Origin of the sequence: Pseudoalteromonas sp. MMG024 (assembly GCF_021654175.1) — a bacterium.
In the GTDB taxonomy this organism is placed as follows: domain Bacteria; phylum Pseudomonadota; class Gammaproteobacteria; order Enterobacterales; family Alteromonadaceae; genus Pseudoalteromonas.
Genome location: NZ_JAKFZO010000001.1, coordinates 205,642 through 229,026, shown reverse-complemented (window position 1 = coordinate 229,026; position 23,385 = coordinate 205,642). Strand labels below are relative to the sequence as shown.

General features: G+C 41.1%; 23 protein-coding genes. 16 read left to right on the top strand and 7 right to left on the bottom strand.

Annotated elements, in window-relative coordinates; all coding sequences use genetic code 11:
* The 3 genes from L1068_RS01045 (at position 1) to L1068_RS01035 (ending at position 2,021) form a co-directional block, all read left to right on the top strand.
* Positions 1 to 249 (top strand): outer membrane protein assembly factor BamE, encoded by a 249-nt coding sequence (locus L1068_RS01045; protein WP_237128679.1) that lies wholly within the window; start codon positions 1 to 3, stop codon positions 247 to 249.
* Positions 250 to 487: 238 nt separating this feature from the next.
* Entirely contained in the window at positions 488 to 1,432 is a 945-nt protein-coding gene (locus L1068_RS01040; protein ID WP_237128678.1) for a LysR family transcriptional regulator, read from the top strand.
* A 136-nt stretch (positions 1,433 to 1,568) separates the two neighbouring features.
* Complete coding sequence (locus L1068_RS01035; RefSeq protein WP_237128677.1) at positions 1,569 to 2,021, top strand: hypothetical protein; 453 nt, start codon at positions 1,569 to 1,571, stop codon at positions 2,019 to 2,021.
* Here the strand turns inward: L1068_RS01035 and L1068_RS01030 are convergent.
* The 4 genes from L1068_RS01030 to L1068_RS01015 form a co-directional block, all read right to left on the bottom strand.
* Positions 2,013 to 3,122 (bottom strand): isocitrate/isopropylmalate family dehydrogenase, encoded by a 1,110-nt coding sequence (locus L1068_RS01030; RefSeq protein WP_237128676.1) that lies wholly within the window; start codon positions 3,120 to 3,122, stop codon positions 2,013 to 2,015. The genes L1068_RS01035 and L1068_RS01030 overlap by 9 nt on opposite strands.
* 54 nt (positions 3,123 to 3,176) lie before the next feature.
* Positions 3,177 to 4,286, bottom strand: coding sequence for a DUF3083 family protein (locus L1068_RS01025; protein ID WP_237128675.1), 1,110 nt, complete (start codon positions 4,284 to 4,286; stop codon positions 3,177 to 3,179).
* A gap of 239 nt (positions 4,287 to 4,525) precedes the next feature.
* Complete coding sequence (locus L1068_RS01020; RefSeq protein ID WP_237128674.1) at positions 4,526 to 7,120, bottom strand: TonB-dependent receptor; 2,595 nt, start codon at positions 7,118 to 7,120, stop codon at positions 4,526 to 4,528.
* 395 nt (positions 7,121 to 7,515) lie between these two features.
* Positions 7,516 to 7,911 (bottom strand): hypothetical protein, encoded by a 396-nt coding sequence (locus tag L1068_RS01015; RefSeq protein WP_237128673.1) that lies wholly within the window; start codon positions 7,909 to 7,911, stop codon positions 7,516 to 7,518.
* A 335-nt stretch (positions 7,912 to 8,246) separates the two neighbouring features.
* Here L1068_RS01015 and ccoN point away from each other — a divergent pair, with 335 nt between their 5' ends.
* The 12 genes from ccoN (at position 8,247) to L1068_RS00955 (ending at position 19,215) form a co-directional block, all read left to right on the top strand.
* Complete coding sequence (ccoN, locus tag L1068_RS01010; RefSeq protein WP_054980100.1) at positions 8,247 to 9,677, top strand: cytochrome-c oxidase, cbb3-type subunit I; 1,431 nt, start codon at positions 8,247 to 8,249, stop codon at positions 9,675 to 9,677.
* A 10-nt stretch (positions 9,678 to 9,687) separates the two neighbouring features.
* Positions 9,688 to 10,338, top strand: a complete 651-nt coding sequence (gene ccoO / locus L1068_RS01005; protein WP_100913281.1) for a cytochrome-c oxidase, cbb3-type subunit II — start codon at positions 9,688 to 9,690, stop codon at positions 10,336 to 10,338.
* A gap of 6 nt (positions 10,339 to 10,344) precedes the next feature.
* On the top strand, positions 10,345 to 10,533 hold the full coding sequence (locus L1068_RS01000) for a cbb3-type cytochrome c oxidase subunit 3 (protein WP_010560215.1): 189 nt from the start codon (positions 10,345 to 10,347) through the stop codon (positions 10,531 to 10,533).
* Positions 10,530 to 11,477 (top strand): cytochrome-c oxidase, cbb3-type subunit III, encoded by a 948-nt coding sequence (gene ccoP / locus L1068_RS00995; protein WP_237128672.1) that lies wholly within the window; start codon positions 10,530 to 10,532, stop codon positions 11,475 to 11,477. The genes L1068_RS01000 and ccoP overlap by 4 nt, the downstream gene beginning before the upstream one ends.
* A 158-nt stretch (positions 11,478 to 11,635) precedes the next feature.
* A complete protein-coding gene (locus tag L1068_RS00990; RefSeq protein ID WP_100913279.1) occupies positions 11,636 to 12,127 on the top strand; it encodes a FixH family protein in 492 nt (163 codons plus the stop codon).
* 3 nt (positions 12,128 to 12,130) lie between these two features.
* A complete protein-coding gene (locus L1068_RS00985) occupies positions 12,131 to 14,500 on the top strand; it encodes a heavy metal translocating P-type ATPase (RefSeq protein WP_237128671.1) in 2,370 nt (789 codons plus the stop codon).
* 14 nt (positions 14,501 to 14,514) lie between these two features.
* Positions 14,515 to 14,685: a cbb3-type cytochrome oxidase assembly protein CcoS gene (ccoS, locus tag L1068_RS00980; RefSeq protein WP_010560219.1), complete on the top strand. Its 171-nt coding sequence runs from the start codon at positions 14,515 to 14,517 to the stop codon at positions 14,683 to 14,685.
* Positions 14,675 to 15,337: a sulfite exporter TauE/SafE family protein gene (locus L1068_RS00975; RefSeq protein WP_237128670.1), complete on the top strand. Its 663-nt coding sequence runs from the start codon at positions 14,675 to 14,677 to the stop codon at positions 15,335 to 15,337. The genes ccoS and L1068_RS00975 overlap by 11 nt, the downstream gene beginning before the upstream one ends.
* A 47-nt stretch (positions 15,338 to 15,384) precedes the next feature.
* Positions 15,385 to 16,116, top strand: a complete 732-nt coding sequence (locus tag L1068_RS00970) for an FNR family transcription factor (RefSeq protein WP_010560221.1) — start codon at positions 15,385 to 15,387, stop codon at positions 16,114 to 16,116.
* An 80-nt stretch (positions 16,117 to 16,196) separates the two neighbouring features.
* Positions 16,197 to 17,126, top strand: a complete 930-nt coding sequence (uspE, locus tag L1068_RS00965) for a universal stress protein UspE (RefSeq protein ID WP_054980106.1) — start codon at positions 16,197 to 16,199, stop codon at positions 17,124 to 17,126.
* A gap of 58 nt (positions 17,127 to 17,184) precedes the next feature.
* Positions 17,185 to 18,087 (top strand): tRNA 2-thiocytidine(32) synthetase TtcA, encoded by a 903-nt coding sequence (ttcA, locus tag L1068_RS00960; RefSeq protein WP_237128669.1) that lies wholly within the window; start codon positions 17,185 to 17,187, stop codon positions 18,085 to 18,087.
* Positions 18,088 to 18,222: 135 nt separating this feature from the next.
* Positions 18,223 to 19,215, top strand: a complete 993-nt coding sequence (locus L1068_RS00955; protein ID WP_237128668.1) for an ATP-dependent 6-phosphofructokinase — start codon at positions 18,223 to 18,225, stop codon at positions 19,213 to 19,215.
* 68 nt (positions 19,216 to 19,283) lie between these two features.
* Here the strand turns inward: L1068_RS00955 and L1068_RS00950 are convergent, their stop codons facing one another.
* Positions 19,284 to 19,844: a TetR/AcrR family transcriptional regulator gene (locus L1068_RS00950; RefSeq protein ID WP_237128667.1), complete on the bottom strand. Its 561-nt coding sequence runs from the start codon at positions 19,842 to 19,844 to the stop codon at positions 19,284 to 19,286.
* Between the two features lie 113 nt (positions 19,845 to 19,957).
* Between L1068_RS00950 and L1068_RS00945 the strand changes: the two genes are divergently transcribed.
* On the top strand, positions 19,958 to 20,893 hold the full coding sequence (locus L1068_RS00945) for an NAD(P)-dependent alcohol dehydrogenase (protein ID WP_237128666.1): 936 nt from the start codon (positions 19,958 to 19,960) through the stop codon (positions 20,891 to 20,893).
* A 145-nt stretch (positions 20,894 to 21,038) separates the two neighbouring features.
* On the opposite strand, the gene L1068_RS00940 is transcribed toward L1068_RS00945, so the two are convergent.
* Together L1068_RS00940 and L1068_RS00935 are read right to left on the bottom strand one after the other, a co-directional pair.
* Positions 21,039 to 21,863 (bottom strand): LytTR family DNA-binding domain-containing protein, encoded by an 825-nt coding sequence (locus tag L1068_RS00940; RefSeq protein ID WP_010560227.1) that lies wholly within the window; start codon positions 21,861 to 21,863, stop codon positions 21,039 to 21,041.
* Between the two features lie 2 nt (positions 21,864 to 21,865).
* Positions 21,866 to 22,930 carry a histidine kinase gene (locus L1068_RS00935; protein ID WP_054980152.1) on the bottom strand — a complete coding sequence of 355 codons (1,065 nt, stop codon included), beginning with the start codon at positions 22,928 to 22,930 and terminating at the stop codon, positions 21,866 to 21,868.
* Positions 22,931 to 23,385: the final 455 nt, after the last annotated feature.

Here is a 23,385-nt window from a genome sequence, read left to right as displayed (position 1 = left end):
ATGAAAAAATTATTTATTACTGCTGCTGCACTACTTACGCTAACTGCATGTTCAAAAGTGACCTTAGAAAACTACGAAAAAATTAAAGTAGGTCAAGACAAGCAGGAAGTTGAAGCGATCCTTGGTAGCGCATCACAATGTGAAGAAAAAACCATGCACTCAGACTGTACTTGGGGCAATGATAGCACAAACATTAAAGTAACCTTTGTCGGCGGTAAGGTAACCCTTTATTCAGAGAAAGGCCTTTAATCGCTTATTGCCAATACCATATAAAAAGCCGAGCTATCTCGGCTTTTTTTATTTTTAAAAACACTAAGTTTAACTAATACTAAGCCGTAATCACCGCACAAACATATTTATTATTAAGCTAAGTGCATTCACATCTAACTGTTCTAAATACATATGTTTATGTGCGAGAAGCATCGCATAAATATTCAAATTGGTATAAGTTGTACTCTGATTTAACGCAAAGCTTGTACAGAAACTTATGAATATTCGTAATATTGACCTAAATCTGCTGGTATATTTAAACGTCTTATTAGAAGAACGAAATGTTTCACGCGCTGCAAACAAGCTTGCTTTAACACAGCCAACTGTCAGTGCGGCATTAAAACGACTACGCGAATATTTTTCTGATCCTTTATTGGTTCGCACCGCAGGTGGCATGCAACCAACTGAAAAAGCATTAGCACTTAAACCGCAGATCAATGAATTTATTCGCCTTAGTGAATCAATCACCCAATCCGACAGCCAATTTGACCCGGCTACTGCGCAACACACCTTTAAAGTTTTAACCAACGATTATATTGAAAGCTGTTTACTGTTTCCGTTTATAGCCAAAACCGCTGAGTGTTATCCCAATATTAGCTACAACATTACGTCCCCTGGCGACAGTTCACTTGCTGAATTGCAAGAAGGCAGTGTCGATATCGCAATTAACCGCTTTAAACAAGCGCCGACGTCATTTCACCAAAAACGATTATGGCGCGATAATTTTAGGGTGATCTGTCATCAGGACAATCTGTTTGCACAAACGCCAAACCTTGATAGCTATTTAACACAGCCACATATTTGGGTGAGTCGCAGTGGTATTATCAGTGAAAACCGCATTTCAAAAGATAGCCATCCTAGTAAGCTTGGCGAACTTGACGAAGCCCTTTGGCAGATGGAAAAAAAGCGTAATATTCAAATCTTTACCCGCCATTTTCAAGCACAAGCGTTAATCAGCGGCAGTAAAAGTTTACTGCTAACTATTCCTAACCGCTTGGCATTGGCGAGTTTTCAAAACGAACCATTGGTTACCCTGCCATTACCATTTCAAATGGTGCCGCAAGAGATCAGCATGGTTTGGAGCCCCATAAAGCACTACGACCCTGCGCACACTTGGCTACGCCAGCAACTGACAGAGTTTGCATCGAGTTTACCGAGTTAAACTTAGGTTTAGCACAACAATATAGACAACATCTATATCAATAATTGAATTATTCAATTTTTAAATTTTGTTTAGGTTAGTTACTCTTTTTGTTAAGGCAAATGCCAATTTATCAACAAAAAAGAGGAACATTACAATGAGCTCAGGTCAATTTCATAAACATCAATTCTTATACATTGAAGAAAACTTATTTAACCAGTTAACAGCAACTTACCATTTAGATAACGCAGAATGTCAGGCGCAGTTTATCGAGAATTACATCAAACTATTGAAAGAATTTGGTGGCAAAATCAGAAAAGCGATTACTAAGCCATGTGAACACACTATTAGTAATGAGTCACTCTGTGAACTTGCAAGCGTTAAAACACCAAGCATTACGGCTCGCCTGTTGGCTGGTGAAACCTTAGAAATTAAAGATAAATACAGCTGCCCCACGCCAACGTTAGTATTTGCAGCTTTTATTGCTGCAGCAGGTAATGCACAAGTCGTTGATGTTAAAAACATTGATGCCGAGCTGCTGTCGGTATATCAGCAATGCGTTGATTACTTGCGACCGCTTTATCAATCACAACTAAAACTATCAGCCTAATGTTAAGGCTAATGTTTCTTGAAATTGCTTAAAGGATACTGTGTTATCCTTTAAGCTTTTTTCCGCCTCAAATAAACCCTTTGTTAGGTAGTTAGCCGCTTCTAAACAACCCAAATGATAAAACAGCGAAACAACCGCATTTATCAGTGCCACTGGGGTTATCTCATCACTCCCTACTAAACTGTGTAACGGTCCGTGTTTTGGTTCAAAAATACAAATTTCATTGCCAAAATTAGTTTGGCTTACCTTGTTTATTTGCCCTAAGCTACCCGTAAAATATTCATTTAAAATGGTCGCTAAATAGTTAGCTGAAATATAAATGGTATCGCCCTGCTCTGTGCGGTTTTGAGTGAAAAACTGCAGCAAAGAGCACACATCAATTGCAATATCATCAATATATTTTGGCAATGAATTTTCGTCTGAGTTCTGACCATAACGCTTAATTGAACTGAGCGCCCAACGCACAACACTGCCCTCAGAAATCGGTAAACTATTGGCATGGTGCACTATGGTGATGCGTTTGATATTACGCGATTTTGCGAGCTCGATTGCAGAAGATAGCAACATATCTACGCCACTTTTTGAAATGTATTTAAGTGCCATCACACTTTTTTCTGCCAGTGGCACCTTATTGACACCGAGCTCTTCTTTTAAAAATGTCGCAAGTAAATTGCCATCAAATGAATCCGTTTGCCACTCAAGCTTTATCGGCAAATCTTCACTGTTATCGCGCAGTACATAAAAGGAGTTACCATTATGTGATACATATCGTGTATACGATGCGCGCAGTCCAAGTTCGTGGCGTAGCGCGACATTAAGGGATTTAAAACCATATCCTATCGGTGCGGTAATAGGCCCTATTAATGCGCATTTGTATTGTTCGATTACATTCAGTGTTTCTTCAGGAAACCAATCACCTTGATACTGCGCTGCGGCTTTCTCACCGCAAAGTACAGCTTTCCAAATAATTCTACGCTGCTCGCCATAGCACTTTTTAAGCACCTGCTCAGCGACGGTACGGGCATAGGTCATTAACTCAGGGCCTACACCATCACCTTCAACGTAAGGTACACAAAATTCTTGATTAGGCTGGATTGTCATAGTGCGGTTGATAAATTTATTTTCCTACACTATGACAAATATGTAAGCTTAGATTCAAGCTTTATAACTAAAGTGTTGATAAAACCTTAGTAGCATGGCTTTGTCGTGCTCGGCTAGATGCAATTTTTGACCAAGTTTATCAATCAATTTAATCACCTTGTTAATGTAGGCAGCATACCCAGCTTTCACTACACAGTTTTCAGGCATGTAAAATACTAAATAGGCGTTACTATTGATGTAGTCGTCGTCAATCAGTTGGATTACTTCATGTTCTGTATTGCCAAAATTTAAACTCACTAGCTCACCGTTTTGATTAGCACTGCCAGAGACTAAGTTTGATTTAACAACTGGGTAGCGATTCGATGCAACATAGGCTAAGTGACTTATGCCCGCTTCTTGAGCAAGTTGAATAAGCAGGTGAGATACTTCACCATGCATCTGACTGACATCGTACTCATGATTCAGCACTTTTTCACTAAGCAGTTCACCAAAGTTGGCTTTTACCACAATAAAGGCTTTACTGTTGCGCTCTTGTGGCAAGGTTAAACCAGAGCTTTCATAACGTTTTTCAATAACACGAAAACCATGGGCTTTAGATTGGGTCGCCGATGAGTGCTTTTCAAGCCCAAAACTAATGTGTTGGTGATCTTGCAGTTTAATTGCATCAACAAAGCTAAACGCCGCTTTGATTTCATTTACCAACATCACAACTTTTTGATGAAATAACGCTGCATTTTCACGTAAATTTTCGCCGGTAGCGAAACACACTAAGCGAAAAGAGTGGATGGCGTTTGCATCGTCCGCACATACACCCACAACGCCTTTACTTTTTTCTGGGTTGTAGTAAACGATGTGCTGCTCATTAGTGGTGTTAATTTCATTATCAACACCATAACGTACTCGGATAAACTTGTTTGACGCAATCAAGGCAACAAAGTCTATCTCATGGTTTGCGACGATACGTCTTACTTTGTTAAGCAATAACGAAAGTAATTCTTTTGGCGATGGGTTAAGTGTTTTGTCAGATAATTGTGCAACAAGCGCGTCATTTACTGCGAGCTCTGCAATCACATACTGATTGTCCCTTGAATCAGCCGGTACATAAACGCGATTATCTTGCTGCTTATTACGACTAATTAAAGTTCTATTCCTGATGATTCCCATGTGCTTTCAACTCAATTGTGGATTTGCCGAGAGCTTAGGCGGGTTTAATGACAATTAGTTTACAGTTTAGTGACAGGTAAATTAAATAGGCAAGCAATGCATTCTAGAACTAGTTTACAACACGTTTTATTCGATAATTAATGCCAAATATTACAATTGAATGGCATAGCGATGATCGTTTTGAGAATAAAAAAGCCGCAGGTTATTAACCTGCGGCTTTATCGCTAATTATTCTTAAATTAGAACTTAACGTTTACACCAGCGAAGAAACGACGACCAAGTACATCGTACGTGTACGGGTCAGTGTTTGAATCGTTGTTACCTGTGTAGTAAGGCGCTTGCTTGTCAAATAAGTTGTTTACGCCAGCTTGCAATGACACAGTGTCATTAAGCATGTAAGAGCCGCTGATGTCGTGGTAAACCACAGTACCAACACTTGGTACTAAACATTTTGCGTCTGCTTTTTGGCATGAGTAGTCATCAACACCGTCGATCATACGCGCTTCGTACTGTGCATCCCAGTTGTCGCCAGACACTTTAAGGTTTAAGTTAGTTTTTAGCTCCGCGTAGCTACCTAGACCCGAAGTGATTAGGCCTGCGTAATCTACGCTGCCTGCACCTGCCGATTCAACTGTGTATTCGTCTAGAATGGTTACATCTAGACCTGTACGCCAAGCTAAACCAAGTGCATCGAATGTATACTTAAAGTTTACATCGTAACCTTTAGTGTGCTCAGTACCAATGTTTTTAAGTTGGTTGTTAAACGTTACACGACGTGTTTTGTCGTTATATTTAACAGATGCGAACTGACATAGTGCTAAATCGTTATTAACGTTTTGACCTGTCGCGTCAAGACATGTTTCAACAATGTATTGCTCGTTTTCACGTGCGATTGCATTTTCAATTTCGATATCGAAGTAATCAACCGTCATTGAGAAACCGTCTAACCAAGATGGAGCGTATACAAAACCAGCTGTTAATGTGTCAGCTTGTTCTGGTGTTAGGTTTTCGTTACCGCCAACCGTTACTTCAGCTTGCTTTTGAGCATATGGTAAATCGATTTGCTCGAATGACGGACCTTGACCTGCATATAGTTCGTTAACTGTTGGTGCACGGAAAGCGGTTGAACGTACTGCACGAGCCATAAACTCATCATTTACACGCCATGTTAAACCTAGCTTCCATGTTTCGTCAGAACCAAATGTGCTGTAATCGAATGCACGTACTGCTGCACTTAAATCAACCATTTCAGCAAACGGTCCGTCAGCTAGAAGTGGTACTGCTAATTCAACGTAAGCTTCGTTTACGTCAAAACGGCCACCTGTAGGATCAACTCGCGGGTCATTAGCTAAACCTTGTGATGTAAGTGAATCTGGCACATACCATGCTTTTTCTTCACGGTGCTCGATGCCTGCAGCGAAACCTACGTAACCTGCTGGTAGTTCCATTACTTCGCCGTTTAAACCAGCCGAAAGAACTAATAACTGGCTACCACCTGAGTTGTTTTCAGTGTAGTTGTAAGGCTTTAAGCTCTCTTTTGACCAATCGCTTTGATCTAATGGGTTGAATTCTTGCTTGCTGATAGCGTCTTGAATTGAGCCCATGTTTAGTAAGTTTGTAGCGCGGTCAACTGAGTCGTTACGACCGAATACAACTGACGTATCCCAGCCCCAACCGTTATCGAATTCACCGTTTAAGCCAATTACTGCGCGAACTGTATCAACAACTTGCTCGTAACCACGAGGACCAACGTCAGTCATACGACGACCGTAAGAGATCTCCTCACCATCAACTACACCGTGAGATAATAGTGAATCACCCATTGCGTCAGCATCGTATTTAAAATCAAACCATACTGGCTGTGGTGCCATTTGCTGATCTGACCAACGCTTTGAGTAAGTGAATTCAGTTACTAAACGTGTATCGTCAGTTAGGTCAAAGTTACCAACACCTGTCAGGTTTAAACGACGCATTGGCGTATATAAATAGCTCGCCTCTGAGAAGTTATAAGCATCGTTTTCAGTTACATAGTCATGCCAGCTGCCGTCTGCGTTACCTTGAAGGTCAGCGGTGTCACCCCATACGCGACCGAACGGTGAGTAAGGGGAACCACCACAGTAGAAGCTACCATTGTCGAAATCTTCTTCGATTGGGCAATCAGAGAAATCACGGTCTGCTTGAGACGCATCACCACGGTCTGTGTATTGTAAGCCAATTACCACGTTACCGCGGTCAAAGCTTGAACCCATTGTGATATCAAATGATGTTTCGTCTGCATCGCCCTCGCCGCTAATCGCGCCGTTAAGGTTCATATCAAGACCTTCGAAATCATCTTTTAAGATAATGTTTACAACACCCGCTACTGCGTCAGTACCGTATACTGCCGAAGCACCATCTTTTAGTACTTCAACCTGTTTGATCATCGACACTGGAATTGTGTTTAAATCAACGGTTGATGCAGCACCTGTACCTGAGTTGATCATACGACGACCATTAACAAGTACTAGTGTACGTTGTGCACCTAAACCACGTAAATCAACACGCGCATTACCACCAGAACCATTGTTTACTGCTGGGTTAGTCATTGCACCGCTTGCAGCAGTCATTTTTTGTAAAACGGCATCAATTGACGCTGCGCCAGAGGCACGAATTTCATCAGCACCAATCACTGTTACCGGGCTTGCTGTTTCCATATCAGTACGTTTGATACGTGAACCTGTTACTTCGATACGTTCTACAGCACTTGCTGACGTTTCTTCAGCTGCTACAGCATTATGAGCAGAGAATAGTGGAACTGCTGCGGCAATCGCTAAGCCCAATTTAGTTTTATTCATAATAAACCTTTATTAGTTGTCTAACCCTTTAGTTGAAAGCACTTCAACTAAGTGAATAACTTGTTGCATTACCCACTTTCAGATACAGATTGTTGTTCCTAAATTGACGCTAGAAACATGGCTTCGGATATAAAACCAGGGAGAAATCTGAAAACGGATGCAGCAAACTAGGCTTGTGAAAATGAATGAAAACTGAATGCGAGTTCAGCTTTTGTTCAGGCATAAAAAACGGCGCTTAGGATGCGCCGTTTGTTACTATTAGATTAACAGAAATAACATCTTTACCGCTTATTTTTCATTATATTACACACTATCAACGTACTTTTATTGACACTCGTTTTCGTGCGTTACCAGATGTAATCAATTGTAACCAAGCTACATCTGTAGACGCTCAGTTAAGCATTTGTTACGACAAAGTTGAGAGTTGCTGTTTTTTCACGCTGGCCTGAAACATCACGGTAACGTAGCTGAATTTGCCACACCATTTCGCGCTTGCTACATACCCCAACCATGCCCATGGCGTGATAAGTTGAGTCATCTTTTTGCGAAAAAAATAATGGGATTTTTCCCATATACATATTTACCCCTTCAATATGCGCGTCGATGATTTCAATTTTATTAAGCGGGGTAAAAACAATCTCAAACTCGGTTTCGGGTTTGACGGATTGTTCATTAATTTTGAGCTCAGAAGAATTTATGTGTTGCTCTTTGCTCGATGCTTTTTGTGAACGACTAAACTCACCACAGCTTGTTAAAATTAGTGCTGTAAAAATGATGGTTAAAATGCGCATTAATTTCTCTTCAATAACGGGCGTTTGTAAGATGGCCGCGAATTTAGACTAAATTTGCACAAAAATAAATCACCCTCACCGAGAATATTTGATTGAGGTCATAATTTTGGGCAAATGCGCTATCTTTTTAAAAGCAAAAATTTTATTATTTCTCATGCAAAAAAAGAGTTTTACTGGGTTTGTTTTCTTGCCAGCTTAATCTTTGACTTTAGTCGTACAAAAAAGTTCGAGTTAGTAAGGTAACGAATTTGGTAAATATTTTAGAGGCCCCATTTCTTTAATTAGAACTGGGAAATTCATTTCTTATTGCAATTTATTGCAGCGGAAACCGGAAAATGAGCCAAACAACAGTAGCATCACAAACAGAATACAACTATAAAGTTGTACGCCAATTCGCCATTATGACGGTGATTTGGGGCATTGTTGGCATGGGTGCCGGGGTTTTCATCGCAGCTCAGCTAGTATGGCCTGCGTTAAACTTTGACATTCCATGGTTAACTTACTCTCGACTTCGTCCGTTACATACGAACGCAGTTATTTTCGCATTTGGTACAAGTGCACTATTTGCAACGTCTTACTACGTTGTACAACGTACCTGTCAAACGCGTTTATTCTCAGACAAGCTTGCATCATTTACCTTTTGGGGTTGGCAACTTGTTATTGTATTAGCAGCAATTACACTGCCTCTTGGTTTCACAAGTGGTAAAGAGTACGCTGAGCTAGAGTGGCCAATCGACATCCTAATTACGGTTGTTTGGGTTGCTTATGCAGTTGTATTCTTTGGTACTTTAATCAAGCGTAAAGTGTCGCATATTTATGTTGCTAACTGGTTCTATGGTGGTTTCATTATCACTGTTGCTGTTTTACACATTGTAAACAGCATGGCAATCCCAGTTTCCCTGACTAAGTCGTACTCAATCTACGCGGGCGCAGTAGATGCCATGGTGCAATGGTGGTACGGTCACAACGCAGTAGGTTTCCTACTGACAGCTGGTTTCCTAGGTATGATGTACTACTTCGTTCCTAAGCAAGCTGGTCGTCCAGTTTACTCTTACCGTTTATCGGTAGTTCACTTCTGGGCACTAATTTCTCTTTATATTTGGGCGGGTCCTCACCACCTACACTACACTGCTCTACCTGACTGGACTCAGTCTTTAGGTATGGTAATGTCAGTAATCCTATTTGTACCATCGTGGGGTGGTATGATTAACGGTATCATGACGCTATCTGGCGCATGGCATAAACTTCGCCACGATCCAATTCTTCGTTTCTTAGTTGTTTCACTATCGTTCTACGGTATGTCAACGTTCGAAGGCCCAATGATGGCAATCAAATCTGTAAATGCTCTATCTCACTACACTGACTGGACTGTTGGTCACGTACACTCAGGTGCATTAGGTTGGGTTGCAATGGTATCAATCGGTGCGGTTTATCACTTAATCCCTAACCTATTTGGTCAAGCTCGCATGTACAGTACTAAACTTATCAACACACATTTCTGGTTACACACAGTAGGTGTTGTTCTGTACATCGTTGCAATGTGGATTTCAGGTGTAATGCAAGGTCTAATGTGGCGTGCAGTTAACTCTGACGGTACATTAATGTATAGCTTTGTTCAGTCACTTGAAGCATCGTATCCATTCTACTTCATGCGCTTTGTAGGCGGTGTATTCATCGTTGTTGGTATGCTAATCATGTTATACAACGTTGTTAAAACTGTTGCAGCTGAAAAAGGTGCATTGCAAGCTGAAGCTCAGCCTGCTTAAGGAGTAATGTATGAGCCAGAATAATTCACAAAACAAACACGAGATTGTTGAAAAGAACGTTGGCCTAATGGCTATCCTAACGGTTTTCGCAATCAGCTTTGGTGCACTTGTGGAAATTACACCACTAATGTTCCAAGAAGATACGACAAAACCTGTAGATGGCTTACGTCCGCTAACAGCGTTAGAAATGGAAGGTCGTGATATCTACGTGCGTGAAGGTTGTTACAACTGTCACTCACAAATGATCCGTCCATTCCGTGACGAAGTTGAGCGTTACGGCCACTACTCGGTAGCGGGTGAAAGCGTTTGGGATCACCCATTCCAGTGGGGTTCTAAGCGTACTGGTCCAGATCTAGCTCGCGTAGGTGGTCGTTACTCAGACGATTGGCACTATGCTCACTTGGTAAACCCACGTGATGTAGTTCCAGAGTCAAACATGCCAGGTTACCCTTGGTTAGCGACAAACAAAGTTGACACAACGCATACACTTAAGAAATTACAAGTGTTCCGTGACAACTTTGGTATTAACCAAGAAGCGTATCCAGGTCGTGGTTACGGCAGTGATGAAGAATTACAAGCTGATGTTAAATCTATTGAAGGTAAAACTGAAATGGAAGCGCTTATCGCGTATCTACAGCAGCTTGGCACTCACTTAAAGTAAACCACTATGGATTACGGCACATTCAGAGGCATATTTACTCTGGTATTATTAGTACTTTTTATTGCCATTGTATGGTGGGCTTACAGCAAACGTTCTAAAAAGAACTTTGATGAAGCAGCAAACGCGATTTTCGAAGACGAAAACGTACATAACAATACAGTTGGCGAAAAGGAAAAAAAGGAGTCTGAGAAATGACTACGTTTTGGAGCATTTGGGTTATTGTGTTAACCATAGCATGCTTAGCAATCTGCTTCGGACTACTAGTTTGGAACTTAAAGAACTACGTAGGCGTTGAAGAAAATGAAACATGTGGCCACGAATTCGATGGTATCGAAGAGATAAACAACCCACTACCTAAGTGGTGGACAATTATGTTCTTCGCAACCTTCGTATGGGGCGTTGTATACCTTATCCTTTATCCGGGTATGGGTAACTTTAAAGGTGTTTTAGACTGGACGAGTTCAAACCAAGGTGTTTTGAACATCCAAGAGTCGAAAGACGCTGTAATAGCTAACGCAGACAAACGCGTACAGCTAGATAAAGAAATGGAAGCTGCAGAAGAGCGTTTTGGTCCGGTATTCCAGCAATTCGCAAAACAAGATATTAAAGATCTTGCGACTAACGAAGAAGCATTAGAAATCGGTCAACGTTTATTCTCGCAAAACTGTGCACAGTGTCACGGCTCTGATGCACGTGGCGGCCAAGGCTTCCCTAACCTAACGGATAACGATTGGTTATATGGCGGTTCACCAGAAGCTATCAAACAAACACTTCTTCACGGTCGTGTTGCTGCAATGCCAGCGTGGATTGATGCACTTGGTGAAGATGGCGTTAAAGAAGTAACAGCCTATGTACTAAGCCTTTCTGGTCGTACTGTTAACCAAAAAGATGCAGCTGCAGGTCAAGCTAAATTTGCAATGTGTGCTGCGTGTCACGGTATGGACGGTAAAGGTAACTACGCGTTTGGTGCACCTAACCTAACAGATAACATTTGGTTATATGGTGGTTCACAACGTGCAGTTGAAGAAACGCTTCGCAATGGCCGTGCCGGTGTAATGCCAGCGTGGAAAGATATCCTAGGCGAAGATAAAGTACATATCTTAACAGCGTACGTATACAGCTTATCTCAAGATAAGTAGTTGATTAGTTAAACTTAACGCGTTATTTAAACTAATTTTAAAATTGCGTTAAGAGTACGAATCTAGATCAAAAAAGCTCCCAATTGGGAGCTTTTTTTTACCCTTTTCACACCACATCAAGTAGAATAACGCCACATTTGATTTAACGATTATTCACTATGTCTACAACCCCTTGGTATAAACAATTTTGGCCTTGGTTTATCATCTTTGTACCAGCGAGTGCCGTTATCGCATGTATTACCCTGCTTTTTTATATGTCTGACAAAGGGCCTTCAATGGTTGTTGACGACTATTACAAAAAAGGCAAAGCAATTAACTTAGAACTCTCTAAGTTTGACCGTGCTAAAGCACTTTACTTGCACGCAGACCTAACCGTTAGTAACGGTGTTGTTACCGTTAATTTCACAAAGGGCGACTCACTTAAGCCGGCAGCACTAAAAGTATCGTTTTATCACACCACATTAAAAGATAAAGACGTTGACTTAATGCTAGCACCTAACGCCAACGGTGCGTATTCAGGCGTTAGCGAAAAATTGCTTGATGCACGCTACACGGTATTTATTGAACCGATTGGTGGCGAATGGAAATTAAAAGAAAACATTAAACTACCTTACGACAGCGCATTTAAGATTAAGCCAGAATATAAGTAACTTATGTCTAAAAACTGTTTTCATTGCTTAGAGCCTATTCCAGCAGGTATTTCATTAAGCATTACCTTTGAAAATGACGAAAAGCCGATGTGTTGTTTGGGCTGCCAAGCAGTTGCCGAGGCGATTATCGACCAAGGTATGTCGGATTATTACAAATACCGCACCGATAGCGCAGGTAAAGTTCAAGAACTTGTGCCGGAACAGATAAAAATGTTCCAAAGCTACGATGATGAAGATATTCAGTCAGAATTTCTCACCAAGCAAGGTGATATTGCAGAGATATTGTTGAGTGTTGAAGGTATTAGTTGCGCGGCATGTGCTTGGCTTATTGAAAAACAGTTACTTAATCTAGGTCACGTGGTGCGTGTTGATGTTAATACGTCAACCTATCGCGCCATGGTTAAATGGGATCAGTCAAAACTAAAACTCAGTACCATTATTGAGTCATTGGCACGCATTGGTTACCGTGCCTACCCCTTTCAACAAGATAACGAAGAGCAGCAAAAGCGACAAACAGCCCAATCCTATGTGCGCAGGTTAGGTGTCGCTGGCCTGATGACGATGCAAGTCATGATGTTCGCTTTTGCCATGTACTTTGGTATGTTCTCAGGCATGGATGAAGGCTTTGAGCAATACTTCCGTTGGATCAGCTTAGTACTTGCCACACCGGTTATTCTCTACTCTGCCCTACCATTTCTTACGTCAGCTATTCGCGGTTTAAAAGCCAAGCAACTGAATATGGACTTACCGGTATCACTCGCTATTTTTGGCGCGTATGGTGCAAGCTGCTGGGCAACCGTGTTTCAAACTGGCGAAGTGTATTTTGAATCTATCTGCATGTTTACCTTCTTATTATTGTTAGGTAAATATCTAGAATTCCGCGCCCGATTAAAAGCCTCTGAATTTACTGCCAACTTGCAAAAACTGTTACCGCTTACCGCCCGTTTAGTAAATGATGATGAAGAGATCATTGCGGCAAAGCGTCTTAAATTAAACGACAAAGTGATGATCAAAGCAGGTGAAACAATCCCTGCGGATGGGATTCTAATTGACGGTAAAACATCTGTTGACGAAGCAATGATGACAGGCGAACACGCCGCCGTTGCTAAAGCGGTTGGCGACCAAGTTTATGCCGGTACGGTCAATCACGATGGCGTTATTAGCATTGAAGTAAACCAAATTGGTCAAGACACGCTTATTAATCAGATAGTTCGCCTGCAACATCAAGCGCTCACTTCTCGCCCTAAAATCGCAGAAATTACCGACAAAGTAGCACAATGGTTTGTCGCATGTTTACTTGTATTTGCATCGATTACCGCTTTTTCTTGGTACCACATCGAACCAGAACATGCGTTTTGGGTGACTATCGCAGTACTTGTAGCTACCTGCCCATGTGCACTGAGTTTAGCTATTCCCACAGCGCTTACCTGTGCTGTTGCCAAACTCACCCAGCAAGGGGTACTTATTAAGCGCTCCCACGTACTCGAAACCTTAACTAAGGTTACAAATATTGCGTTTGATAAAACAGGTACGTTAACTGAAGGTAAATTCACCTTGCTTGATACCAAACTGTTTGATGACAGCGTGTCATTAGAACAGGTGTACGCGCTGGCAAAAACCTTGGAAAGCTATTCAGAGCACCCTATTAGTAAAGCTTTTACCGAATTAGATGTGTCACCTGTTGCAATTAGCTACGTTGAAATTGAAACAGGAAAAGGTATCTCTGCAGTATTTCAACAGCAAACGGTTGCTATCGGTAAAGCAAACTGGCATTGCCAAATAGCAGATACAACGCATGACGTGTTTTTATACCTAAACGAGCGCGTGATCGCGGGCTTTAAATTGCAGGATAAAATTCGCGACCATGCGGCAGATACATTAAGTACACTCAAAGCTAATAACTTGCAGCTTCAAGTTTTAACGGGTGACCCTTCGCTTGCAGGTAAACAGCTAGTATCAAGCTTAGGTATTAATCATGTAAAAACAGGTTGTAGCCCCAGCGATAAACAAAAAGAGGTTGAGCAACTTTCGCATCAAGGCAAGATTGTTGCGATGGTCGGTGATGGCGTGAATGACAGCCCGGTATTTAATAGCGCGCATTTATCAATTGCGATGGCATCGGGTGCAGATATCTCGAAAAATACCGCCGATGTCGTTTTGCTAAACAGCGAACTTAATGGCATCAGTCGATTATTTAATACCGCTAAATTGACTCGCCGAGTGATAAAGCAAAACCTTGCTATTTCGCTATGTTACAATGGTTCTATACTGCCACTTGCAGCAATGGGCATGGTACCGCCATGGGTTGCTGTTATCGGTATGTCGGCAAGTTCACTAATTGTAATCGGTAATTCATTACGTTTACTTAAATAAAGGGGCACGTAACTGTGAGCATTATTTATGTATTAATTCCCATCGCTATTTTGTTGGTAATTGTCGCAATTGGCGTGTTCTTTTGGGCTGTTCGCAGTGAGCAGTTTAATAATCTTGATAAACAAGCACACAGCATATTATTCGAAGACGATAAAGAGCAGCACAACAAAAGTAATGACAACTAGTCACTTAATATCAGCGCTTGTTATGGGGTTGTTAGGCAGCGGGCACTGCTTAGCAATGTGTGGCGGTGTTGCGTCATCATTAACGCTTGCCGTTAAAGACAAAGCACAAATAAAACGCTATACCCTACTCTATAATTTAGGCCGCGTACTAAGCTATTGCATCGCCGGTGCACTGGCCGCAGGCATTAGTCAGCAGTTTGCTTCGCAATCAACCACATTTTCATATGCTTTATCAATATTAAGCGGTGTGTTTATGATTTTGGTTGGGCTATATATTATGCGTCTTACGTTTTCGCTTAATTGGATTGAAAGTTTTGGTAAAGTCGCTATCTGGCAACATTTAGTAAAGCTAAACAAACGTTTATTACCAATTAACACAAAATCAAAAGCACTCGCTTATGGCATGTTGTGGGGCTGGTTGCCTTGTGGCTTAGTCTATTCTGCCCTGCTTTTTGCTGTATCAACCCAATCAGCAGTGCAAGGCGCAACCTTTATGTTGTTGTTTGCCATTGGCACGTTACCAGCCATGGTTGGCCTGGCATTTGCGGCAGAAAAATTTAAGCAAATACTTAATCATACGATGATGCGTATGGTGTTTGGTAACATCTTCATTTTCTACGGTTTATACCTTTTGATAATTGCGTTACTATAAGGTTTTAGTATAAATTATTCTGGTATTTCCTTTTCTCTAGGTGTGTCATGGAATTGAACAAAAAATCAGTATCGAAAAACTGCGCGATTAAGTGTCAGGATTGTAGTATCAGTCAGCTGTGTATTCCGGTTTCTCTTAACGCGGAAGAAATGGGTAAATTAGATGACATCATCGAGCGAAAGAAACCGCTTCATAAAGGTGATTACTTATTTGAAGCCGGACAACCACTTCGTTCTATTTACGCTGTGCGTTCGGGCTCGTTTAAATCATATACCCTAACTGAAAGTGGTGAAGAGCAAATCACTGGCTTTCATTTAGCGGGCGACATTGTTGGCTTTGATGGCATTAGTACGATGAGCCATAAAAGCTACGCACAAGCGATGGAAACAGCTATGGTATGTGAAATTCCATTCACTACATTAGATGACCTTTCGGGTAAATTGCCTAAATTACGTCACCAAGTGATGCGTATGATGAGCAATGAAATCAATTACGACCAAGAAATGCTTCTGATGCTTAACAAAAAAACTGCTGAAGAGCGCCTAGCAGCGTTTTTAGCTAATCTTTCTACCCGTTTTGGTGAGCGTGGTTTTAGTAAAAAAGAATTCCGTTTAACCATGACCCGTGGTGAAATTGGTAATTACCTTGGCCTAACCGTTGAAACTATCAGCCGTTTATTAAGCCGCTTCCAAAAAGCCGAGATCATCAAAGTTGAAGGTAAGTTCATCACCATTTTAGATGCTGACGAATTATTCAAAGTCGCTTCTATTAAGTCTTGATCTAAAACAAAATAATCTATTAGAAACCTTTCAAATTAGTATAGATCCAGTACACTGAATTTATAATTTGGGAGGTTTTTATGAATACCATCAAAAAAATTCTTGCGGTTATCGACCCAAGTAAAGATAAGCAAATCGCGCTAAACCGCTCATTCGAGTTGGCAAGGAAGTCGGGCGCTCAAATTACTGCCTTTTTGTCTATTTACGACTTTTCATATGAAATGACAACTATGCTCAGTCGTGAAGAGCGCGATGCCATGCGCGACGCGGTTATCAACGACAGAAAAGAATGGATCACATCTTTAATTAACCAGCATGGCGGTGACATAAAAGTGGATTGCCAAGTGGTTTGGCATAACCGTCCTTTCGAATCCATTATTGAAGCGGTGCTTGAGCAAAACTATGACATGGTTGTAAAAGGCACGCATCAGCATGATACGCTTAAATCGGTTATTTTCACGCCGACCGACTGGCACCTAATTCGAAAATGCCCGGTGCCTTTGTTACTCGTAAAAGAGCATGATTGGCCAGCAGGCGGACAAATTTTAGCGGCCGTTAATGCATCAAGCGAAGAAGAAACCCATCAAGCGCTTAACCATACAATTATGAAAGAAGCCGCTTATCTGGCTGATTTAATTGATGGTAATCTTAACTTAGTCAATGCCTATCCAGGTACGCCGGTTAATATTGCAATCGAAATTCCAGAGTTCGACGCGGGTCAATACGCAGAGTCAGTAAAAGCACATCATGTTGCAACTACCCATAAACTTGCAGAGCAATATCAAGTCGAGCCTAGTCATTGCTATATTAACGAAGGCTTACCTGAAGATGTACTGCCACAAGTAGCAAACCAATTAGATGCAGAACTGGTTGTAATGGGCACCGTTGGGCGCACTGGCATTAGTGCAGCGCTTATTGGTAACACCGCTGAACATGTAATTGATAGTTTAAATTGCGATGTATTAGCCTTAAAACCACAAGGTTATAAAAGCCCTTTAGATAAGTCTTAACCTCATTAATATTTTCACCTATAATACGCCCCTTTATTTGTTCTAGGGGCGTATTTGTATGTCGCATTCAGCAGAAGCTAAAGCGAAATATAACCTTAATAAGTTACAGAAACGACTTCGTCGTTTTACTGGTCAAGCAATTGCAGACTTCAATATGATTGAAGAAGGCGACCGCATAATGGTGTGCTTATCAGGCGGTAAAGACAGCTATACGCTGCTTGACATTCTGCAAAACTTGCAACGCTCTGCGCCGGTTAACTTTGAGCTATTTGCAATCAACCTAGATCAAAAGCAACCTGGTTTCCCTGAGCATATTTTACCTGAATACCTGGAGTCTCTGGGCATTGAGTATAAAATCGTAGAAGAAGATACCTACAGCATCGTAAAAGATAAAATTCCAGAAGGTAAAACCACCTGCTCACTGTGCTCACGCTTACGTCGCGGTATTTTGTACCGTACAGCAAAAGAAATGGGCGCAACTAAAATCGCACTCGGTCACCACCGTGATGACATGATTGAAACCATGTTCTTAAATATGTTTTATGGTGGCAAATTGAAAGGCATGCCAGCAAAATTATTAAGCGATGATGGTCAGCACATGGTTATTCGCCCACTTGCCTACTGTAAAGAAAAAGATATTGTAAAATACGCTGAAGCAAGAGAGTTTCCAATTATTCCGTGTAACTTATGTGGTTCGCAAGAGAACTTGCAACGTAAGCATATTAAAGCAATGCTCAATGAATGGGATAAAACCCACCCAGGCCGTGTAGAAACGATTTTCACATCAATGCAAAACGTGGTGCCATCGCATTTAGCGGACCCATCAATTTTTAATTTTGCTGAGTTAAATAAAGATTCGCACATTGATGAAGGTGATATCGCGCTTGATAAACCTGATGTACCTGCGCTACCTGTTGGGTTAGAAATTGACGAACAAGACGTGAACGTTATACAACTCTAATCAATTTGCTACTTATCTCTTTAAAAAAAGGAAGCGTCGGCTTCCTTTTTTCTTTTTCATATCAAACAACTATTTAATTTAATGCTATTTTTTACTAGTATTGGCTTATCAGCCCTCAATATGGCTCGCGTTACTATGTCTAAAAAAATTGCGTTAATTACTTCTGGCGGCGATGCGCCTGGCATGAATGCCGCAATTCGCGCCGTAACACTGCAAGCTGAAAAATATCAGTATCAGGTACTCGGTTTTATCGGCGGTTATAACGGGTTAATTGACAACCATTTTATTACCCTTGATTGCCATAAAGTCGACGATATTATTCGTAAAGGTGGCACCATTTTAAAGTCAGCGCGCTGCCCTGAAATGCTTGAAAGTCACGGCCCTAAAAGTGTGGTTGAGACATTAGACAACAATAACATCGACGCATTAATCGTGATTGGTGGTGATGGCAGTTTTAAAGGCTGTTTAGCCATTAGCGAACTGTGGCAAGGTAATATCATTGGTATTCCAGGCACCATAGATAACGATATTAACGGTACTGATCAAACAATTGGATTTTGGACCGCAGTAGAAACCGCACTCGACAGCATAGATAAAATTCGCGATACCGCTAACGCGTTTGAGCGTATTTTTATTGTTGAAGTAATGGGCCGAAACTGTGGATTTTTAGCGGTTGAGTCCGCCATAGGTTCTGGTGCCGAACATATTGTTTGCAAAGAAATTATTGAAGATGAAGTTCAGTTTATTGATAACCTCCTCGTCAACATCAATAAAGCCATTCGCAACCATCGGACCGACAGCTACATTATTGTTATGGCGGAAAATTCGCTTAGCTTTAGTGCGCATGACTTGAGTAAGAAAATCGAACGCTATACCGGTGTAGACAGCAAGGCGGCAATTTTAGGGTATATTCAACGTGGTGGCAGCCCTGTTGCGCCTGACAGAGTACTCGCGACTCAGCTAGGCGTCGCTGCGGTTGAAGCGATAAAAGAGAATAAAAGCAACATTATGGTTGGCATGCTAAATAACACAGCCACCGAAACTGCCTTCAGTGCAACCAGTTATAGCAATACCTATAATCAAAAAATTATTAGGCGCCTAAACCAGTTGAACTTTAATTTAGATTAAAGCCGATTAGCTTTGCCCTACCAAGTCCGCGCCCAGTAACCACTTTAATTACTGGGCGACAAGCCTTATTACTTAGTTAAACTGCCACGCACAGCCTCTAGCAAGGTACTTGCGATACGCTCACTCTCAACAGGCATAAACTTACCTGTTATTGAATAACCTTCGACAAATGACACAAGCAGTGCTGCTGATGTTTTAAGCGTGTAATCATCACGACTTAACGGCCTTAGCACATCGCATATAACCGTAAACACCGTTTCATAGTGGCGGCGTAAATATTCATTTATATCGTCATTTCGTGTTGAAATCGCCCAATACTCTCTAAATATTCGACACATATCCGATACTTCTCGAGCATAATTAAGCTGAGATGTAATTAACAAATGCAACTGCTCAAAGTTCTCAAGCGGAGTTTGTTGCTTTAACTGTGTCACGCAATCATCAAAATATTGATCTGCTATTGCCTGAAGCAAGACGTTTTTGTTGGTGTAATAATATTGTACGTTACTAAGCGACATACCTGCTGATGTTGCTACTTTGCGCATCGTCAAGCCCATGTCACCTTCACTTTTTAATAGCTGAGTCGCCACCTGCAATATCTTTTTATTCTTATCGTTTTGTTTAGTCATTACGGAATATCGACCAACGTTAAAATTTTAAATACACCAACCATTGACATTTTAGGTCGATTGACCAAATGCAACAACAGGTCGAGTGAACTAATAATTATATAAGGTGAAGTATGAAAGGACTTGTCGTTGAAAATAGGCAATTAGTGATTAAACGCGATTTGAACATGCCACAGGTTGGTGAAGGTGAAGTACTAGTTCAAGTTAAAAGCACAACGATTAATTTAATCGATTTAGAGTTTGCGAAAGGTAAGTATGATTTATTTCTTAAATTGGCAAGAAATAACTACACAGTTAAAACAGGTATCGAGTTTTCAGGCCTAGTGGCAACGGATGATCAAACATTTAAAAAAGGCGACAGGGTTTTTGGTTACGTCAATCTGCTAAAAAGCGATAAAACCCACCAAGAATTTGTTAGCATAAGCGAGCAATACATTGCAAAAATACCCGCGAACTTATCGTTTTCACACGCAGCTGCCCTACCGCTTGGTGCGCTAACAAGTTATGTTGCGCTTAACGAGTTAGCTAAGCTCACCAGTAACAGCAAAGTGCTTATAATCGGTGCATCAGGCGGACTTGGTGTATACGCAATTCAAATTGCTAAGCGCGCCGGTGCACACGTCACAGGGCTTACACGTGATGATCATCTGCAATTTTTAAAATCACTTGGCGCCGATGATGTAATCGACTATCACGCGAGCCCTTTAGAATCTTTAACAGACGAGTACGACGTTGTTTTAGATTTATCCAATACAAAATTATATAAACAAGTAAAACACCTGCTAGTGAGTGACGGGGTTTTTATACCTGCTGAGCCTAATAAACACTTTTTAAGTTTTGTTATGAATGCATTTAGAAAGCAAAAAATCAAATACTTGTACGTGGATAAAGGTGATAGCGCAAAATTAACACAGATCGTAAATTGGGTCGCGCAAGGAGAAATGAAAACCTGTGTTGATAGTGAGTTTCTATTCGAAGACTACCAAAGTGCTATTTTACGATTTTTACAAAAAGGGCGGCGTGGTCGTGGTGTGCTCAATTTCGAATAATTTGGCTATTGGCAATTAGCCGTTGAGAAGTGAAATATAAGAACCGCGATTAAATTGCCACAGTGAAAATGAGGCAACACGCCTTAAATAAAGTATCTGTTGCTCGATATGAGCACCAGATACTTTATACTTGCGATTTTTCAACTTAGCTCGCTAATGCGGCTTTTACTTTATCGCGGTAGCTGCGGCTTACTTTTAATTCTTGGCCGTTTTCTAGTACCAGTAAGTATTCGCCACTCACTTGTGTTACTAACTTATTGATTTGTTTGCTATTTACAATGGCGCTACGGTGTACGCGCACGAACTCTTTTGGATCAAGTTCGGCTTCCAGCTCTTTCATGGTTTTGCGTAAAATATGTGTTTTACCATCAGCACAGTGTAAACACATGTAGTCGCCTGCGGCGTCAACCCATTGAATACTGCTCACCTGCACACGAACAATTTCACCCTGCTCTTTTACCGCTATGGACTCTGGGAAACGGGTTTCTTCTAGTTTATCGCCAGCAGCAAGCTTTTTAAGAATTTCTTCACAGTTGTTACCCGTAATACCCGCTACAAAGCTAGCAAGTTTACGTTTATGGCTTGTATCTTCTTGTGATTTTAAATATGTTTGCACTTTTTCTACCGCCTTCTTCAATCTGTTGTCGTCTACTGGTTTAAGAAGGTAGTCTAATGCGTGAATTTCAAATGCTTTCACTGCGTATTGGTCAAATGCAGTAACAAATACAATTGCTGGGATCCCTAACGCCGATTCAGACAGTTGTTTTACAACTTCTAACCCCGACAACCCAGGCATTTGTATATCTAAAAACATTAGATCTACTTGCTGACGTTTACATTCCGCCAACGCTTCTTCACCGTTTTTACAAAGGCCCACTACTTCAATTTGTGGGAAATCTCTTAACCTTATTGATAACCCCTTTCGTGCGAGAGGTTCGTCATCAACAATAAGTGTTTTTATTGTGTTCATGGTTATCCTTTTTCAAACGGTATACGTATATTAACAACAAGACCTTGCGGCTGATTGTTAGATAATACAAATGAATAGTTATGTTCGTAAAGCGTCTTTAAGCGATCTTGCGTATTTGCAAGCCCGACGCCTGAACTTTTCACTAATTCACCCTCACTGATATCCGTACCAGGACCGTTATCGGATACTTCTAATAATAATTCGTTAGCAAACACCTGTGCCTTGATTGCTATCGCACCGCCACTTTCTAAATTGGCAATGGCGTACTTAATTGAGTTTTCAATCAAGGGCTGCAAAATCATACTGGGTACCAGCGCATGTTTTGCTTCCTCGCTTACATCAATTTCAATGCTTAAGCGGTCGTCAAAGCGTACTTTCTCAATATCAAGGTATAGCCCTAAAACATGTAGTTCTTGTTCAAAAGGCACGCGTTTAATCGGATCGGTGTTTAAGGTATAACGTAAAAACTCACTTAACTTAGAGACCATTTGGTTAGCGTTTTTATTTTCTTCTACCAAAATCAACGTCGAAATTGCGTTAAGCGTATTAAATAAGAAATGCGGATTTAGTTGATAACGCAACATTTTTAATTGCGCTTCATGTGCCATGGTATTGGCTTTTAAAGCCTTTTGTTTTTCGCCTTGCAGTAGTTGATAGTATTTAATACCAAAATACAAACCACTCCAACACAGCACAATATAAACTGAATCTAAGCCTTGTTTGAAATAGTAAAACCACTCATCAGGGCGATAGCCATGGCGATAAATTTCCCACAAGTTAAATTTTTGAATAACTGACCAAGATGTACCGACAATATACGAGGCAACAAATACCACAAAAATTAAAAATAGCGGCTTGGCATTCCAAATCTTACGATATAAATAACGCAGAGGGATTGTTAACAAGCATCCTGCATAGGCATTTAGCACGATAACAAATACGTAGATGTCGCGCATTTCGAAAACGCGTGAGCCAATATAGTTTACTAGGGCATAACCAATCCAACCGGCTATTTGTAATACCCAAAAAAACTTTTGTCTGTCTTCTACTAGTCTTTGCCAGTTCAAAATTCTTAAATTCATGTATCCTTGGTATCTCTTATTATAAGAATGTGGGCCAGAAAGGCACTGACAGCTACCTTGCTTTCCATGCAACTCATCGCAAGCCAGTTGCAATTTGCCATAAAAAAAGCTGGCAGAAGCCAGCTTTCAAGGGTCTGTTGACCTTTCAAGTTCGTTTTTGCGCAGTTTGATTGGGGTTTATACAAGGCAGAGGCTGCGTGGCATAGTTAGTCTATGTGAGCCAGCCGATAACACAGTAGAAAACCCAATCAATCGCTGCCGAACGGTTCTTTTGAGCTCACTTTTCTCATTGTTGCCTACACGGAAGTAGGTAAGGGGCGTGAGCAGGACGCGGAAGCTTTGCTCGATATTCGCTTAGATTGCTAAGCCACACATCGAGCGCCGCGATAAAAGTACGCTCAAAAAGAACAAAAATAGAACAGCAAAGGTCAACAGACCCT